General features: G+C 64.6%; 12 protein-coding genes. 5 read left to right on the forward strand and 7 right to left on the reverse strand.

All coding sequences use genetic code 11. The features are described from left to right. Positions 1-47 precede the first annotated feature (47 nt). Positions 48-773, reverse strand: coding sequence for a hypothetical protein (locus tag QE363_RS03385; protein ID WP_309691855.1), 726 nt, complete (start codon positions 771-773; stop codon positions 48-50). Between the two features lie 231 nt (positions 774-1,004). Between QE363_RS03385 and QE363_RS19675 the strand changes: the two genes are divergently transcribed. After that, complete coding sequence (locus tag QE363_RS19675) at positions 1,005-1,259, forward strand: ArsR/SmtB family transcription factor (protein ID WP_405053160.1); 255 nt, start codon at positions 1,005-1,007, stop codon at positions 1,257-1,259. A 46-nt stretch (positions 1,260-1,305) separates the two neighbouring features. Here QE363_RS19675 and QE363_RS03390 read toward each other — a convergent pair. The 3 genes from QE363_RS03390 to QE363_RS03400 all read right to left on the reverse strand — a co-directional run bounded on the left by QE363_RS03390 (position 1,306) and on the right by QE363_RS03400 (position 6,392). Beyond that, positions 1,306-2,063, reverse strand: a protein-coding gene (locus QE363_RS03390; RefSeq protein WP_309691860.1) for an IS5 family transposase whose coding sequence is annotated in 2 segments (ribosomal slippage) — positions 1,306-1,730 and positions 1,730-2,063 — 759 coding nt in all. Because the reading frame shifts where the segments join, the coding sequence is not laid out codon by codon here. 24 nt (positions 2,064-2,087) lie between these two features. Continuing rightward, positions 2,088-2,549, reverse strand: a complete 462-nt coding sequence (locus QE363_RS03395) for a hypothetical protein (protein ID WP_309691863.1) — start codon at positions 2,547-2,549, stop codon at positions 2,088-2,090. 93 nt (positions 2,550-2,642) lie between these two features. Further along, positions 2,643-6,392: an AAA family ATPase gene (locus tag QE363_RS03400; RefSeq protein ID WP_309691865.1), complete on the reverse strand. Its 3,750-nt coding sequence runs from the start codon at positions 6,390-6,392 to the stop codon at positions 2,643-2,645. A 165-nt stretch (positions 6,393-6,557) separates the two neighbouring features. On the opposite strand from QE363_RS03400, the gene QE363_RS03405 reads away from it, so the two are divergent. The 3 genes from QE363_RS03405 (at position 6,558) to QE363_RS03415 (ending at position 10,003) form a co-directional block, all read left to right on the forward strand. Further along, on the forward strand, positions 6,558-8,279 hold the full coding sequence (locus tag QE363_RS03405) for an ATP-binding protein (protein WP_309691868.1): 1,722 nt from the start codon (positions 6,558-6,560) through the stop codon (positions 8,277-8,279). Then, positions 8,251-9,666, forward strand: coding sequence for a UvrD-helicase domain-containing protein (locus QE363_RS03410; RefSeq protein ID WP_309691871.1), 1,416 nt, complete (start codon positions 8,251-8,253; stop codon positions 9,664-9,666). Before QE363_RS03405 ends, QE363_RS03410 begins: the two co-directional genes overlap by 29 nt. 97 nt (positions 9,667-9,763) lie before the next feature. Beyond that, positions 9,764-10,003: a hypothetical protein gene (locus QE363_RS03415; protein WP_309691874.1), complete on the forward strand. Its 240-nt coding sequence runs from the start codon at positions 9,764-9,766 to the stop codon at positions 10,001-10,003. Positions 10,004-10,078: 75 nt separating this feature from the next. Here QE363_RS03415 and QE363_RS03420 read toward each other — a convergent pair whose 3' ends face one another. Then, the gene (locus tag QE363_RS03420) at positions 10,079-11,386 is read right to left on the reverse strand and encodes a hypothetical protein (protein ID WP_309691876.1); all 1,308 of its coding nucleotides are present in this window, start codon (positions 11,384-11,386) and stop codon (positions 10,079-10,081) included. Beyond that, complete coding sequence (locus QE363_RS03425; RefSeq protein ID WP_309691878.1) at positions 11,349-12,401, reverse strand: hypothetical protein; 1,053 nt, start codon at positions 12,399-12,401, stop codon at positions 11,349-11,351. The genes QE363_RS03420 and QE363_RS03425 overlap by 38 nt, the downstream gene beginning before the upstream one ends. A gap of 417 nt (positions 12,402-12,818) precedes the next feature. Between QE363_RS03425 and QE363_RS03430 the strand changes: the two genes are divergently transcribed. Further along, entirely contained in the window at positions 12,819-13,763 is a 945-nt protein-coding gene (locus QE363_RS03430; RefSeq protein ID WP_309691879.1) for a hypothetical protein, read from the forward strand. Here the strand turns inward: QE363_RS03430 and QE363_RS03435 are convergent. Beyond that, a complete protein-coding gene (locus tag QE363_RS03435; protein WP_309691882.1) occupies positions 13,748-14,914 on the reverse strand; it encodes a hypothetical protein in 1,167 nt (388 codons plus the stop codon). The two genes, QE363_RS03430 and QE363_RS03435, sit on opposite strands and share 16 nt — an antisense overlap. Between the last annotated feature and the right edge of the window lie 38 nt (positions 14,915-14,952).

Here is a 14,952-nt window from a genome sequence, read left to right on the forward strand (position 1 = left end):
CATTCTCCGGTGATCAGGTCGGGCGGTGCCCGGCGGTTACGCGAACCTCAGGCCTCGAGGCGCTGTTCGGTGTCGTACGAAAAAGAGGCGTATCGCGGCTCGTCGCTCGCCAGCTCTACCGAACGCAGCAGTTCGGCAACCGCGCCCGGCACAAGCGCGATGGCGAGAGGTGAATAGGGGTGGAAACCCTCGCGAATCTCCGCAATCTCGATCACGTCCTCGCCGAACCTAGTGCGCAGGCGCTGCACGACCTCGGCAGGGTGACGCGCCACCGAAGCGTGAAAGGCCTGCAATACGACGCCGTCTCCCTCCCAGGCGATCGTCGCACAATAGAGCGATGGCCTCGCCGCCAGTCTGTGCTTTCCACTACGGCCGCGCCTCGGCCGCGATAGATGCGGACTGTCGTCGGCGCCATCAGAAGCTACAAGCCGGTCGAGGACGGCAGGATCGGCGTCCACCCCGAGTGAGAGGCCGTGCAGTAAGATCGCGCGCACGAAGTGGTCACGGTCCAGACACGCCTCCAGCGCAGAGGCGCCATCGAACATCCGGCGAGGCGCGAGCATCCAGGCCATCGGATCGACGGAACTTGCCTCGCGCTGGAATCGTGCACCGGCCTCGGCGGCGACTGTCGCCACGCGGCACACGGCGCGGCGAGTGGTCACCACTTCCATGTCACCCGGCAGGTCCGGTTCCATCGGATCATCGAACGTGAAAAGCGTCGGCGTCGGTTGCGGCGGGCTGATGGGCTGGCTAGTCGCGACGGTCGAATGCATGACTTTCTCCCTTCCTGTTCGGACCTGAGCTGTTGCGCCATAAGGGCAACGGGGCGGCACGCGATCTGGGAGCCAAACCTAATATATCAATAGATCTGGACATATTGACTTAGAAAATTGTGGGTTAACTCCGCATTAGGGAAATCCGCTCCTCGCGGACTTCCTGACCTTGAACATTGTTATCTGGTCCATTATTCTAGATTTATGGACAAGTTAGCGGCTATCCAGCTCATGAGCGCCCTTGCTCAGCCAACGCGGATGGAGGTCTTCTTTGCGCTTCGCGATAGAGCGGAGGGCCTTTCCGTAGGCGACTTAGCTAAGCTCGTCGACACGCCGCCCAACACCATGTCGTCTCACCTGTCCATTCTCGCTCGAGCGGGAGCTGTGGTCGCGTCGCGTTCGGGTCGGGTCGTGACCTATATCGCAGCCCCAAATGCCGTATCGGAACTTTCGTCTTTCTTGTCGGGAGGCGATCTGAGGCTCTGACGCAGAGGCCATCCGCGACACTATACCTAGGGTCAGGACTCGTTGATCACAGCCAGAAGATGACGGTGGCAGCAAGGGCGACGGCCGAGAAGAAGGCCGTGGGGCAGCGATCGTAACGGGTTGCGACGCGTCGCCAGTCTTTGAGGCGACCGAACATGATCTCGATGCGGCTGCGGCGCCGGTAGCGGCGCTTATCGTACCTGACGGGCTCGTTGCGGGATCGCCGGCCCGGGATGCACGGCTGAATGCCTTTTGCCTGGAGCGCGTCTCTGAACCAGTCGGCGTCGTAGCCGCGGTCGCCGAGCAGCCATTGCGCCTTGGGCATGTCGTCGAGCAGCGCTGCCGCGCCGGTGTAGTCGCTGACTTGGCCCGCCGTCATGAAGAAGCTCAACGGGCGGCCGTTTGCATCGGCGATGGCATGGAGCTTGGTGTTCATGCCGCCTTTGGTACGGCCGATCAGGCGGCCGAGGTCCCCTTTTTTACCCGCAGGCTCGATGCCGTGCGGTGCGCCTTGAGGTAGGTCGCGTCGATCATCACCGTATTCGGCTCAGCGTCCGCCGCTGCCAAGCCTTCCATCATTCGGGTGAATACGCCTGCCTCTCCCCAGCGCTTCCACCGGTTATAGAGTGTCTTGGGCGGGCCATAGGCGGCGGGCGCATCGCGCCAGCGCAGCCCGTTGCGGTTGACGAACACGATGCCGCTCAACACCTTACGGTCATCAACACGCGGCTTGCCGTGGCTCTTGGGAAAGAACGGACGCAGCCGTTCCATCTGCTCGTCCGTCAGCCAAAACAGGTCACTCATTCCGGTCTCCTCGCGGAGCCTGAATCAGATTGCCGCCCTCACATCAATGGGTCCTGACCCTAGAAGCGATTGGCGATCGTTGTTCCGTAGGCGGTCGGCGCTTTTGAGCCAATGGACGAACGAGGATCGAACCTCAACCAGCAGGCAGCGCCCCGTGTCGTCGAAGCATCTCAGGTCCCAGGGATCGGCATCCTGGAAGTCGTCGGCGCGGATTTCGTCGTACTCCTCAACCGTCCAGCGCATCTCGTTCTTTTGGTAATAGCGCTCCAGTATCCGCCGCACGGCATGATCCGCCAGCTTTCCTGCCACCAGCCTGCGAAGACGGACGTCCCGCTCACGAGGCGAACCGCCCGGAGAATTGACGTTGACCAAGTCAACCTTACGCATCGCAATGTGCCGAGCGCGGTCAAGATCGTCCCCATCGAATACGGCCCTGATCGGGCCGAGATCCTCCAGAACACGGGCTGGCGTGTAATGCAGTTCCATCAAGCAATCCGCCTTCCAAAGCCATTGCGTCCAAGCCGGTTACCGCTTGAGCGAAGGCGCCCGACGCGTCTATTATCATATGGTGGCGACACGTCAGATGCCGAGTGCGCGTATGATGCTGGCCCGGATCTCTGCAGCATCGAGGCCATCGACCTCGCTCGTCGTGAGCAACGTAACCTCCGCGTCTGGATCGCCTGCGGTCCCGACGCCGACCGATCTGTACCAGGCCTCCTTCCTTGCCCATCGCCTACGATAGTCAGGCCGGTTGAGCATTCCGAGATGCTCGATCAAAAGCGTGCGTCCGGTCTCGGCGTCCTCTACCGTGAAGTCCGGGTAGCGGACCGCTCCGTCGGTGCCGACGAACGGCCGTTCATAGGAATAGGGCAGGTCGAGGGCGGCAAGGATGTCGGCGACGATCACCTCCGACTTTGACCTGACCAGCTCGCCTCGCGTGGTGCGATGTATTAGTCCCCGTTCGAGGAAGCCGCCACCGTAATCGATGGGATCGGGAGCGACAAACAGATTGGTCCATCGTCTCGCGGTTTCCGAACGCGCGTCGCCCGACAGCTCCATCAGCTCGCGAATGTCGCCCTGGTGGAGGAGGACGACCTCCTGCTGCTGGCGGGTGAGGGCCGTGTAGAGCAGCTCTCGTGATAGCGGCCGGCAGGGGTTCGGCAACACGACGAAAGTGGTTCCGAATTCGCTTCCCTGCGACTTGTGGATCGTGAGGGCGTAGGCGAGCTCGAGCCGCGCCTCGCCATCGGCACCGAATTCGTAGCGCTCGAACCCGAACTTGTGCCCGAGCTGTGTCGAGAACTCGACCTCCAGTTTCCAGGGGGCGCCTTGGAGCTTCCACTTGCTTCCCTTGAACTGTCCTACGACGAGGCCGATCTCGCCATTCGCGAGGTACGCGCGATCCAGCTTCGGCCACACGTCCCTCCGGCGCCCATTTGCGACGTTGATCACCTTGTCGCCCCAAACGATCTTCTGGGCGCCCATCGGCGCCGGCACACGCCGCTGCCAGCTCTTCTCGGCTTCTGCCGCCTTCAACGTCTCGGTCCTGAACAGTCTCTTCATCCACCGGTTCAGACCATCGACGCCGCTTTCACCGCCGCGCATTGGCGCCAGGATCTGCCAGGACTCGACCTCGGCCGCGCCATGCACTCGACCTTCATCGCCGTCCTTCGAAGGCCAGAAGTAAGCGCGTCCCTGGTGCTCGGTACCGCCAAGGCTCAGGCCGAATGCCGTCTCGTCGTCGAGGTCGACATCCCTGCCGACGCGGACGTGCGCGGCAATCGCGTCCTGCAGCTTTACGTGCAGGTCCTCGTCGTCAGTCCACTGCACCGCGCGGACCCCGACGGCCGTCCCGCGGACCAACCGATCCCAGACCTCGTCGGCACCGGGATCCGGCGACTGTCCGCTGAACCACCGGGAGAGGAGCACGTCGTCGCGTCCTTCGGATCCGCCTTCGGCCTGACGGCGGACGACAGTCAGTTCGGCAAGGCCACGCAGCGGGCCATCGGTGCTCCGAAGCAGGCCTATGATGTCGAAGAACGGTCGTCCCGCCCCAATCGGCGGCAGCTGTCGAGGATCGCCGACCAGGATCAGCCTCTGTACGATTGCTGGATCCAACGCGTCCAACGTCGCCGCGAGCTGGTCTTCGGTCAGCATGGATGCCTCGTCGATTACGACCGTTCCGAAGCCCGCCTCCCGATCTAGAGCGCCGGTGACGAGATAGGTTCCGGTCACGGCGTCGTAGCGATCCCAACCGAGAAGGAACTGGGCGAGCGTGTAGGCCGTGACGTCGCCGGCCTTCTTCTGCATCTGCACCCTGGCCTTGCCGGTCGGAGCGAGAAGCAGGACGCCACCTGCGGAAACCTGGTCCAGCGACAGCAGGGCCATCAACAGGGTCGTCTTGCCCGTCCCGGCAGGCCCGATAAGCACCGATCCTCGCGACCGGTAGAGTTCCTCGAGTGCCGTCGCCTTTTCGTCCCGCGCTGCTTCCTCGATAAGATCTTGGCCGACCAGGGCTCCGCCGAGGGCCTCGTCAATCTTCGCTCGCCAGTCGTGGTCGCCCTTATGGCGTGTGCCGCCGACGCGTCGCCTGATGCGAGTGGCGATCAGATCGCGAGCGGCCGCGTAACGCGCCAGCTGCCAGCCACGACCGCCATCCCGAAGTTCGGTCGGCTCGATCGTGGGTGCGAAGCCACTCTCAAAGGCGGCGACCCAGTCGCTGCCGACGGGGCACGGCGGAGCGATGTCTGCGTCACGTATGGCGGAAACCAGCCAGTCTTGGGGCAGCAAGGTATGCCCCTGGGACGCGGCCTTCTCCAGCATGTCGACCATGAAGGCCCGTACGCGGCGTGGATCTGTCGGTTCTGTGCAAGCGGACGGCGACGGCACCGAAAACTCGCCGCCGACATGCGGACCGGGGAAGATGCCCCTGTCTATGGTCCTGACGGGGACGGGGTCGAGACGACCCCGATCGAGCTCGTAGACCAGGTAGGGGTTCGCGAGCAGGGCCGCGTCATCGACCTGGATGCCCGCCTTGACGCGCTCCTCCAAAACCCACCATCGCACGGCCTGCTCAGACGAAATCTCGAATCGCGACAGCAGCTTCAGCAGCGCCAGACGATCCGGACGGAGGCTTTTCCACAGCGCACCTGCGACCGGACCGACCGATGCGCCGAGCTCCGGCGGAAGCAGGGAAGGATCCGATAGGACGGCATCCACATGCGCCCACGGATCGGTCGAACCGGCAACGCCCTGCGCGTCGCAGCGTCGGCCTATCTCGTGTGCGAGAAGGGTGCCGTTCTGAAGACCGAGAGCCGTCAGCGCTGAACCAAGTCCGGGGAAGGAACCGCGGAGACGCCATAGCCGGTTCAGTTCGGCGTCAATCCAATCTCTCGCCGCCGACCAGTCGCCGTCCAGCAACTGTTCGTACCGGCTGACGACTGCGGCGGCGGAAATCAGGGCTGAGACGGCTTGGTCGTGGCTGACGTGCTCCGCGCCCATCGAGAAGGCGTTCCAGTGATCCTCCGGAGCGTGCAGCACGAAAGAGGCGAGATCCAGGTCGGGATCGGACGCCGCCATCCGTAGCAGTTCATGATAGGGCAGCAGGAAGCCGTCGCCAATTCCTGGTCTTATGGAGTGCTCGACATCGCGTTCCCATACCATGGACCTGAGCCCATTGGCCGGCGCGTCTTCGTAGGCGTATTCGGTAGACGGGCCGACCTTACGCACGCGGCCGATGCCGACGATCACCCGACGAGGATCTTCGGTCAGTGGCGTCTTTTTGGCGTAGAAGAAGACCAGCGACGCCTCGGGCTCGATCGCGCCGAAGAAGGTGTCGAGCAAGGCGAGCTGATTGCTCCGTTCCTGCACCCAAGCACTCTTGAATCCGATCTCCGGCTCGCGCTCGGACTGGAAGTCAAGTTTGAGGGCGGACGCAACCGCGGGTGTTCCCTCTTCTCCTAGCATCATCCAGCCGAACGGGATGGCCGCGGCAGAGAATGGCGCATGACGATAAGTCGTCCTGCGGAAGTGCAAATGCGATGGGCGTCCGCTATAAGGGTGTTCGAACCGACGCACGTAGCCGAAGCCGGCCATGAACGCGCCACGCTCGGCGGCGCATGCGGGAAGCCGACCGCCGTCGACGTCGAAGGTCTTACCGGCAACCGAAGCCTCCCAGTCGTCGTCCCGAGTATCGCCGATCCGCGGCAGCGCTATGCAGTGTGTGTTCCCGCGCGGATTGGTGCATACCCGCCCGTCCCAACCAAGATCGTGCCAAGGAACCCGGATCGAGAGATGTCGTGTCGGCAGCCTGCGTGCACCCTGAATCATGTTGTCCGTTACCCCCCCTAAAGACACCTTAACTCTAACGTCGCCATCGCCTCAAACAAGCGGGTCTATATTTTCTTACCGCTCAGGCTAATACGGCCGTAACGTAGGAGTTGCGCAAAGGCCCGATCGGGCGCAGACAATGGTCAAAACTTTTTAGGAGAAGCAATGCCGCGGATTCGTCAACTCCGAATCGAGCGGTTCCGGGGCATCGCGCAGCTCGAGTGGCAGCCCAGCAGCGGGATCAACGGTCTGATCGGTCCCGGTGACTCTGGCAAGTCGACGATTCTAGACGCTATCGATCTCCTTCTGTCGCCTCGCCGCTCCGTGACATTTAGCGATGCCGACTTCCACGGGCTCAACACCGCCGCCGAGATCATAATCGAGGCAGCGGTCGGTGATTTGCCCGCCTCGCTGCTTGACATGGAGCGCTATGGCCTCTTCCATCGCGGATGGGATAGCGACCTCGGCGTATCAGACGAACCGGAAGCTGGTGGTGAGATCGTCCTCTCCGTGCGCCTCACGGTCGCAGCCGACCTCGATCCTCGTTGGACCTTGTACTCCGAGCGCGCCGAAGCCGAGGATTGCCTTCGCGACCTGCCGTATGCGGAACGGGCAGGTCTTGCGCCCACGCGACTTGGAGCATTCGCCAGCCATCATCTCGCATGGGGTGCGAAGAGCGTGCTCAACCGGATCGTCGACGTCCGACCGGCCGCCGCAGCTGCGCTTGCCGACGCTGCGAGGCAGGCGCGGGCGACCTTCGGTGACGCCGCTGCCCCCGAGGTCGCAGACACGATCGCGCTCGTACGCGGCGTCGCCCAGCAGGTCGGCGTCAGCGGAGCCGAGGAGGCAGCGGCGCTCCTCGACGCACATGGTGTAGGCTTCGGGGCGGGCTCAATCGCGCTGCACGACGGGGATGGCGTCCCGCTACGCAACCTAGGCATCGGCAGTTCCCGGCTACTCGTCGCTGGCCTGCAGGCGCTGGCGGGTAACTCGTCGCCATTCACGCTGGTGGATGAGCTTGAGCACGGCCTTGAACCGTTCCGCATCATCCGCCTGCTGCACCAGCTTGGCGCAAAGGACGCCGAGCCGCCGCGACAGGTCTTCCTTACCACACATTCGCCAGTCGTCGTACGCGAGCTGTCAGCACAGCAGCTATGGCGCGCGGGGCGAGACCCGGCGAGCGGCAAACCAGCTCTCCGCAAGCTCGGGCGCTCACCCGAGGACCAGGGTGCGCTGCGCAGCTGCGCCGACGCGTTCCTGGCGCCCAGCGTGCTCGTTTGCGAGGGTGCCACCGAGGTCGGTCTCCTGCGCGGCCTAGACCTCTACTGGACCGATCGTGGGGAGCGACCCATCGGTAGCCGCGGCATCGCGCTCGCGGACGGTACGGGGTCGAACATGCTCCAGCGCGCCCTATCGTTCGCGCGCGCCGGCTATCGGACCGGCCTGCTTCACGACTCCGACAAGGAACTGGACGCAGACGAGTTGCACGCGCTTGAGACCGCGGGGGTCGCGCGCTTCTACTGGGATGAGCCATACACGACGGAGATGCAGATGTTCGCATCGATCGCCGACGACGCGATTCCACACCTGGTTAACCTCGCACGAGGCTGGAACGGCACGGCTTCGGTAAACGACCAGATCCGCGCCCGGCGGCCGGAGATTGATCTCGCGTTCGACGATCCCTTCGGGTACTCGGCGGTCGAGCGACAGGCCCTTGGAGCCGCGGCTACTAAGGGCAAGTGGTTCAAGACGGTCAGCTATGCGGAGACCATCGGCCGCGAGGTCGTCGGACCGTTCCTGGCGGCCAGCAACGGCCGTCTTGTCGCTGCGATCAACGAGCTGCGGGACTGGATAGTCGATGCCGCCGGTGCCGAACCGGCCTCTTGAGGTGAGGCTCTTCGACTTGAGGCCAGGTGCCGTCGTCGCACCTGCGGGTTGCGGCAAGACTCAGACCGTGGTGGACGCCCTGGCCGGTCATGAGGGCCTTCCCGTTCTTGTCCTCACTCACACGAACGCGGGCGTCACGGCTCTGCGCACGAGGTTGGCACGGGCAGGCGTGGTGGCCGAACGCTTCCGAGTGGCCACGATCGACGGATGGGCGCTGAAGCTGATCCATCTTTACCCGCGCCTCGCCGGGTTCAGGAATGATGCGGAGCGGGTCGACTATCAGTCGACGCAGGACGCCGCCGTCGCCGTCCTTGAGAGTGGCGCGCTCGCCTCTGTCCTACGGGGAACCTACGCGCGCGTGGTTGTGGACGAGTATCAGGACTGCTCCGCCCGGCAGCATCGTCTCGTCTGCGCCCTCGCCGCCGAACTCCCTTGCCATGTGCTGGGCGACCCGCTTCAGTGCATCTTCGATTTCAACGACGAGCACCCCGACTGGCACGCCGACGTGCTGTCCACCTTTGGCGTCGTCCGCGAACTCGACGTTCCATACCGATGGGTCAATGCCAAGCAGGGCGACTTCGGCCAGTGGATCCTGGACGCGCGAACCGACCTACTCCGGGGAGCTCAGATCGACCTGCGGGCGGGGCCGCCAGCAGTCCGCTGGCAGCAGCTTGCTGCGGATCCCACGCAGCGCGTGCGCGAACAGGCCGCCATCGTCGCGAGCGTGCGGACTCGAGCGGGATCGGGACTCTTGATCATCGGCGACTCGCGGCCGGTGAAGAACCGGCTCGACTTTGCCCGAGCGAACGTCGGCGTGCAGGTCGTCGAGCCCGTCGACCTAGCGGACTTGATTACGGCCGCAGGCGAGATCGACGCCGTGACGCACGTTCAACGTCTGAACGCGGTCCTTCGCTTCGTTTCCAAAGCGATGGCTGGCGTCGCACGCCCGCTTGCCGAGCGGGTGAACGCGCTCCGGCGGGGCGATCCAAGTTCGGGACCATCGTCGGTCGAACGTATCTGCCTGCGCTTCTTTGATGGCGCAGGCCTCGTCGACGTCGGGCGGCTCCTCGATGAGCTTCGTCACACACCCGGCGTGCACGTCTACCGGCCGCACCTCCTGGCCGTCATGCTGGCGGCACTTTCGCGCGCGCAGGCTCGTGGGATTAGTCTGAAGGATGCCGCGATCGCAGAGCGGGAAGCGCATCGCGTGAAAGGGCGGCCGTTGCCCCCGCGCGGTATCGGCAGCACACTGCTGCTGAAGGGTCTGGAGAGCGAGCATGCCGTAGTGCTGAACGCGGATCCCATGAACGCGCAGAACCTATACGTGGCGCTGAGTCGCGCCTCCACGTCGCTCACCGTATTCTCCAGCAGCCCACTCGTCCCATGACGCTCGGCGGATCGGCATTGATCACAATCAACGCTCGCGTTTCTCGACCTGCTCGGTCAATGGGTCAGGCTACCATGTATCCTGGCATCCGGCCCACATGAGCTATCATCACATTCTGATCAGGCCGTCCTCGCGCCTCCGCAAGGACATCGAGCTAGCGGCCCACCGCCTGCTTGAACAGCGAGGCTTCGGCGTGACCGGGGCAGCGCAGTTCGACGGAGACCAGCATTGGCAGTGCCGGGAGCTGTTCTGCGTCCCCGCAGAGCAGATCAGACTGGCACTGGCCGAGGTCCGCCATCAGTTCGCAGACGATTGCGTCTATCAAGAGCCGGCCTGAATCGTAGAAAATGCTTCGGGCCCTCGGCCCCGCCTGGCCGCTGGTCAGCGGGCGACGGTCATTGGCCGATGGGTCCTAGACTGATCGGAAGACGACAAGGCCGACCGCGACGAGTAGCAGAACTGAGATAACTGTGCTGGCGATGGCCGAATTGACGAACGCACGCTCGGCGTCCGCCACCGGTGAGGCGACCATGCGCTCGTACTCGTCATCGGGGAGGAAGCGGTACAGACGTTCTCGCCATTCGGTTCGCAGGCTGCGCTGAAGATCCAGGAAATTCCAGCCCGACCAGATAACGGCTCCCACATAGACGGCCAAGGCTAGGCCTATGGCGACCGCAGCGGGAGCGACGAACCGCGCGTTGCTGCCAAGAGTCAGTCTTGCGATGACCAGCGCGACGTTGCCGACGGCGGACGTGGTCACCGCAGCCGCCATGGTCCTCGTCGCATCTGTCAGCTTGGACGTCTCGTCGGACACAGCTTTCCGAAGATCGCTTAGCGTCTTCAGCGCGTCGCGGCTCTGCTGCGACACCCCGAAGCTGTAGGCGATGCGCGCACCTTCCAGCGCCGTCGGCATGGTCGATGCGAGCGCCCGCGCGTCGCCGTCGCGCAGAGCTGTACGAGAGACTTCGGCGGCGAGAAGGCCATGCCTGTTTTCGAGCTCGCGGGGATTTTCGTACACCCAACCTGTTGCGCGCTGCAGTGCGGCGAAGCATCCGACTTCGATCAGCGATGCGCCCTCGACCGCAAAGCGGGTCGGCGGCGGACCGCGGAAGAGCACGCGGCCGTCGCTCTCTACCTCCTGCGCAATCGCCCGGACCAGCGCGCCGGCCGCGTGCGCCCTCCATAGCGGCAGGATTCGGCCAGACACGTCCGCGTCGGGATCACGGAGCAGCCAGCGGCCGATATGTTTGAGCGGATCACCCGCCCCCAGCACTCTCACCACCTTCGAGGGATGAGGCACCTCCATCGCGGCGAACGGCGCGACATCGTCCCACGGCCGCCAGCTGACCGAGTAGGTCTCGATCCGACGATCGAGGCCATGGACCCACACAACGTCCTCAGCCGGCGCCCGGTCGATTACCGCATTTAGTCCCGCGGTCGTGACGACGGGGTAGATCCAGTCCGGCACGACCGGCTTCGCGGCCACCAGCTCGACGTCGACGGCGTGAGCGTCAAGTTCGTCCGGGACGAGGTCTCCACCGGCATCGGCCAGGCGCACCAGCGCGAACCCCGCCGGAACCAGCAGCTGCAGCACATCCCGTGCATCCGGTCCCGCAAGCTGATACAACGCCAGCTGCGTCCGCGTCTCGCTGACGGTGGCCTGCCCCGCCGCAGAAAGAGCGTTAGCCTTGTTGGCGAGCGCTGATAGCAAGGGTGCCATCCTCGACCACCTGCCGGGTCGTGACCGTGAAGGTTGTCACCCCGTCCCGGTCCGTACGGGTCACTGCCTGGCCCATCTGCTCGGCCGGGAATTCGATTCTAACCTCTTCGGCGGTCCGTACGTATTCACGCGGCTGAAGCAGGAAGATCCGACCTTCGGGAACAAACGCAACCTCCTCCAGCCCCTGACGGCGCAGATGCATCCTCGTCTTGCGCTCGATGCGCGACGCGACCTGCTCGTCGGCAGGACGGTTCGCGGCGTGCAGAGCGGCATCGACGATGTCGTCGTTGGTCACGGGAGTACGAGCCTGAAGCGACTGCTTCATCCGTCGCAGCGCAGCGCCGACGCCGCCGACCGGCAAGTCGGTCGCGACGTCTCTCAAGGCAGCGCGCATGGCTTCGTGGAGGCGGTTGCTCAGCTCCGCGTCCGTTCGCTCTCGCGCAACGCCGAGATAGCGTGCGAAATAGTCGGTAAGGTCCGGCGCCTGATGCATCCGGTCTGCCGCCGACACCATCGGCTGAGCCACGCCGTTCACGATCCGAACGATGCAGATCTTCTGAATCGCCTTGCGTTCCTTGACGAACGCCTGAACGATTGCCCTCAGCACGCTGCGACCGTCCTGCTGCGACAGTTCGACGACCTCGCGGTAGTCGTACTTGATCAGCGCGTAGAATTTGGTCCCTGGCGCGGCTTCCAGCTGGAAAACGAAGAACGCGCCCGTCGCGGCCTGGCGCACGTGGTCGCGCGCGAAAAGCTGCGCCAGTTCCTGACCCCCAGCCTCGAAATCCTGAGTACCCGACGCCATACGTTCCAGGATCGGGCGGACAAGCGAACCGTCTTCGAACTCGTGTACAGCGTCACCCGCCTCGTCGAGGATGCGAATGCGGAAGAACAACTCCTCCTGAACCGGGACTTCGGGGGCAGGCTGGAACTCTTCGTCCTGTCGCCCGATCACATGCAGGATCATCCGGGTGACACGCAGGTCGTTCTGCTCGGCTTCAGTGAAAAACGACATTCCCGCTCCCAGTCAGGGTTCCTCGGTTGAGTATCCGAACCGATCGAATCGCACAACTGATCGATCCGACTTGCTTGACGCGACGACCATACGATTCTGGTGACTTACGTCCCGCACCTTCCGCTGCGCATGTTCTTGATTTGTTTCGGCGATAGCGCTCGTCGGGCCTAACTGCAAGCGCCGTTCATTCAGTCGCCGCCTTGCGGTTTCTCGACAGGCACGTCCGCCTGGTCGCTGCCAGCAACGCGGCGCTCCGACGGACCTGTGCGGACGGGCCAGCTTGTCCGGATCCCAGGTGCGAAACCTGCCAGTCCGTCAAGCGACCGACCGCATCGACGACCCGGTCCACCCGCCAGGCGAGCGCTCCGTCACCGGCATGGCCAAAGCGAGGAAGAACAATCAATCGAAAGGAAAAAGATGGAAGGCATCGATCTATCCGGCGTCGATCCGACGCGCTGGCCCGAGATCCGTCGTCGGGTCGCGATCCTCGACGAATACTGCGCCATTCCCGAGCGCACCCAGCGCTCTCGCCGCGCGTTCGCCCGCCGGCTTGGTGTGGGTGAAGCCCACTTCAGCAGCCTGGCCCAGATCTGGCGCGAGCGGCGCGATCCGGCCGACCTCCCGGGCGCACGCGCGCACCACCCGCCGAAGCCCGCCAACCGCCTTCCCGCCGCGTCGACCGACGTCGCGCGCGCCGTGATCGCCGATCTCGGCGCGATGGCCCGGCGACGGGATATCCTGTCGGAGGTGCGCAGCCGCTGCGAGAACGCCGGAGTCATGCCGCCTTCGGCAGCTACCATCACCAACATGCTGGCCGCAGCGCGGGCATCGCTCGACGAGGCCACGACGTTTGATCCCGAAATCCTCGTCGACAGCTGCGCCGCGAAGCTGCCGGCGCGGCACCGCGGCGGCGTGGTCCTGCCCCGGCTGCTCGTTGCGGTCCAGCTGCCGGAGCGCGTCATCATCGCATACGAGATGTCGCTCGATACGACCGTGCCGCCTTCGGTGGAAAGCCTGGCCGCAAGCATCCGGGCCGCCGCCGACCCGTCAGGACGACCGCTCCGCATCCGGGCTCCCCACTTGGGCGTATCGGAACAGGCGTTGATCGGCGCGACGGTGCTGCGGGGCAAGCCCACCGGATTGCCGACACTCACGCAGCTACTCGCGCCTGCCATCGGCGACATCCCGCTGGTTTTCCAGATTTCGAGGGCGATATCGGCCGACGCCCTCGTCAGGATCCGCAACGTGTCGCCGCTCTCGCGCCGGGACGTTCAGGCGGCGCTCGACCAGGCGGTGGCAACCCACAATTCCCGACGCCCTGCGCCGGTGGCGTTTATCCCCGCCGGTCAGCCAGCAGCCTGAAGCTCGGGCGCCGATGCGATGAAGCGCAGCATCCGGAGCAGGGCCGGCGCCGGCCTGGAGGCACCTGTGGTCGACGACGCTGCCCGCACTGCGGAATTGTGGCGAGCGACATCGATCTCCAATGCTTCGATCGCCTCGGCATCGGAGTAGGAGCGGGACGTGGTGGGGGCCTCGCCGTCGCCGGCTGTCCGCATTGGAATTATCCTGAGCTTGCCGACCGAGGATCCTGCCACCAGCTTGAAGTAGCGACCGTAGCGCTTTTCGCTGATGACCGGGTCGAACACCTCGGCGATCGGGTGCCGAGCGTGGGCCTGGAACACGGTCTTCCAAGCGTCGACGTCGTCTCCGACGATCACGTCGACGCGCTTCAATTCGTCCGCCCAGGGCAGCTCGCCTCCATCGGGTCCCTCGATGCGCCGGAGCGCGTCGTGCGCCGCGCGCGCGTACGCGGATAGGCTGTCCTCCACGCGGCCAACCGAAAAGCCGAGTATGTACCGAGCGGTCCGGTCGATGACCGCGAACATCACATGGTTTGTTCCGTCCGGACGGAGCAGGTCGCATGCCACGGCGTCGAGACCGGGCCGAAGTCCGGCCTGCTGCTCTCCGCGCACACGCAGGACCTCGCGCTCCACCATCGCGCGTAACGTGTTGACGTGCGGTAGGTCGAGATCATCGAGATCCGGATGTTTCTGAAGCGCAGTCACGATGGTGCCGATCTTCGTGCCGGCGTCGGCAGCAAGGCGCTCCGCGATCACCGGCACCAGCACCGCCTGTATCCGGTTGATGGTCGCGCCGTCGAGTCTCGGGCCGCGGCGGCCCGGCTGGTTGGCGAAGGTGCCCAGGGCCGCGAGCGTGCCCTTCGCCTTCCAGGCACCGACGATCTCGTACCACCGGCTGACCTTCACCTTGGCCAGCTCGGCCGCCTCCGCTGCGGTCATCTCGCCCGGCCGGAGTATCCAGTCCTTGACCGTCGCGATCCGCTTCAGCGTCAGCTCGCGTCGATCGGGCAGCATCGATGCCCACAGGTGTCGTTCCTCTTCGCTCGCTGAGCGTTCAAGCGCAGCTTCGAGGGCAGCCACCAGATCCTCGCGGGAACTCTGAGCGAAGAGGATGGGCGTCGGTTCGCCGTGTTCACTAGGCACCTTCGGCATGGACGATCGTCTAGCTAACAGCGGCATTAACTACAAGA

The organism is Sphingomonas sp. SORGH_AS_0870, assembly GCF_031453175.1.
Lineage (GTDB): Bacteria > Pseudomonadota > Alphaproteobacteria > Sphingomonadales > Sphingomonadaceae > Sphingomonas.

What these genes read in the sequence shown, in the direction of transcription:
- QE363_RS03435 (WP_309691882.1), bottom strand. Translation starts at nt 14,914, where the DNA reads ATGCCGAAGGTGCCTAGTGAACACGGCGAACCGACGCCCATCCTCTTC.
- QE363_RS03385 (WP_309691855.1), bottom strand. Translation starts at nt 773, where the DNA reads ATGCATTCGACCGTCGCGACTAGCCAGCCCATCAGCCCGCCGCAACCG.
- QE363_RS03400 (WP_309691865.1), bottom strand. Translation starts at nt 6,392, where the DNA reads ATGATTCAGGGTGCACGCAGGCTGCCGACACGACATCTCTCGATCCGG.
- QE363_RS03405 (WP_309691868.1), top strand. Translation starts at nt 6,558, where the DNA reads ATGCCGCGGATTCGTCAACTCCGAATCGAGCGGTTCCGGGGCATCGCG.
- QE363_RS03420 (WP_309691876.1), bottom strand. Translation starts at nt 11,386, where the DNA reads ATGGCACCCTTGCTATCAGCGCTCGCCAACAAGGCTAACGCTCTTTCT.
- QE363_RS03415 (WP_309691874.1), top strand. Translation starts at nt 9,764, where the DNA reads ATGAGCTATCATCACATTCTGATCAGGCCGTCCTCGCGCCTCCGCAAG.
- QE363_RS03430 (WP_309691879.1), top strand. Translation starts at nt 12,819, where the DNA reads ATGGAAGGCATCGATCTATCCGGCGTCGATCCGACGCGCTGGCCCGAG.
- QE363_RS03425 (WP_309691878.1), bottom strand. Translation starts at nt 12,401, where the DNA reads ATGTCGTTTTTCACTGAAGCCGAGCAGAACGACCTGCGTGTCACCCGG.
- QE363_RS03395 (WP_309691863.1), bottom strand. Translation starts at nt 2,549, where the DNA reads ATGGAACTGCATTACACGCCAGCCCGTGTTCTGGAGGATCTCGGCCCG.
- QE363_RS03410 (WP_309691871.1), top strand. Translation starts at nt 8,251, where the DNA reads ATGCCGCCGGTGCCGAACCGGCCTCTTGAGGTGAGGCTCTTCGACTTG.
- QE363_RS19675 (WP_405053160.1), top strand. Translation starts at nt 1,005, where the DNA reads ATGAGCGCCCTTGCTCAGCCAACGCGGATGGAGGTCTTCTTTGCGCTT.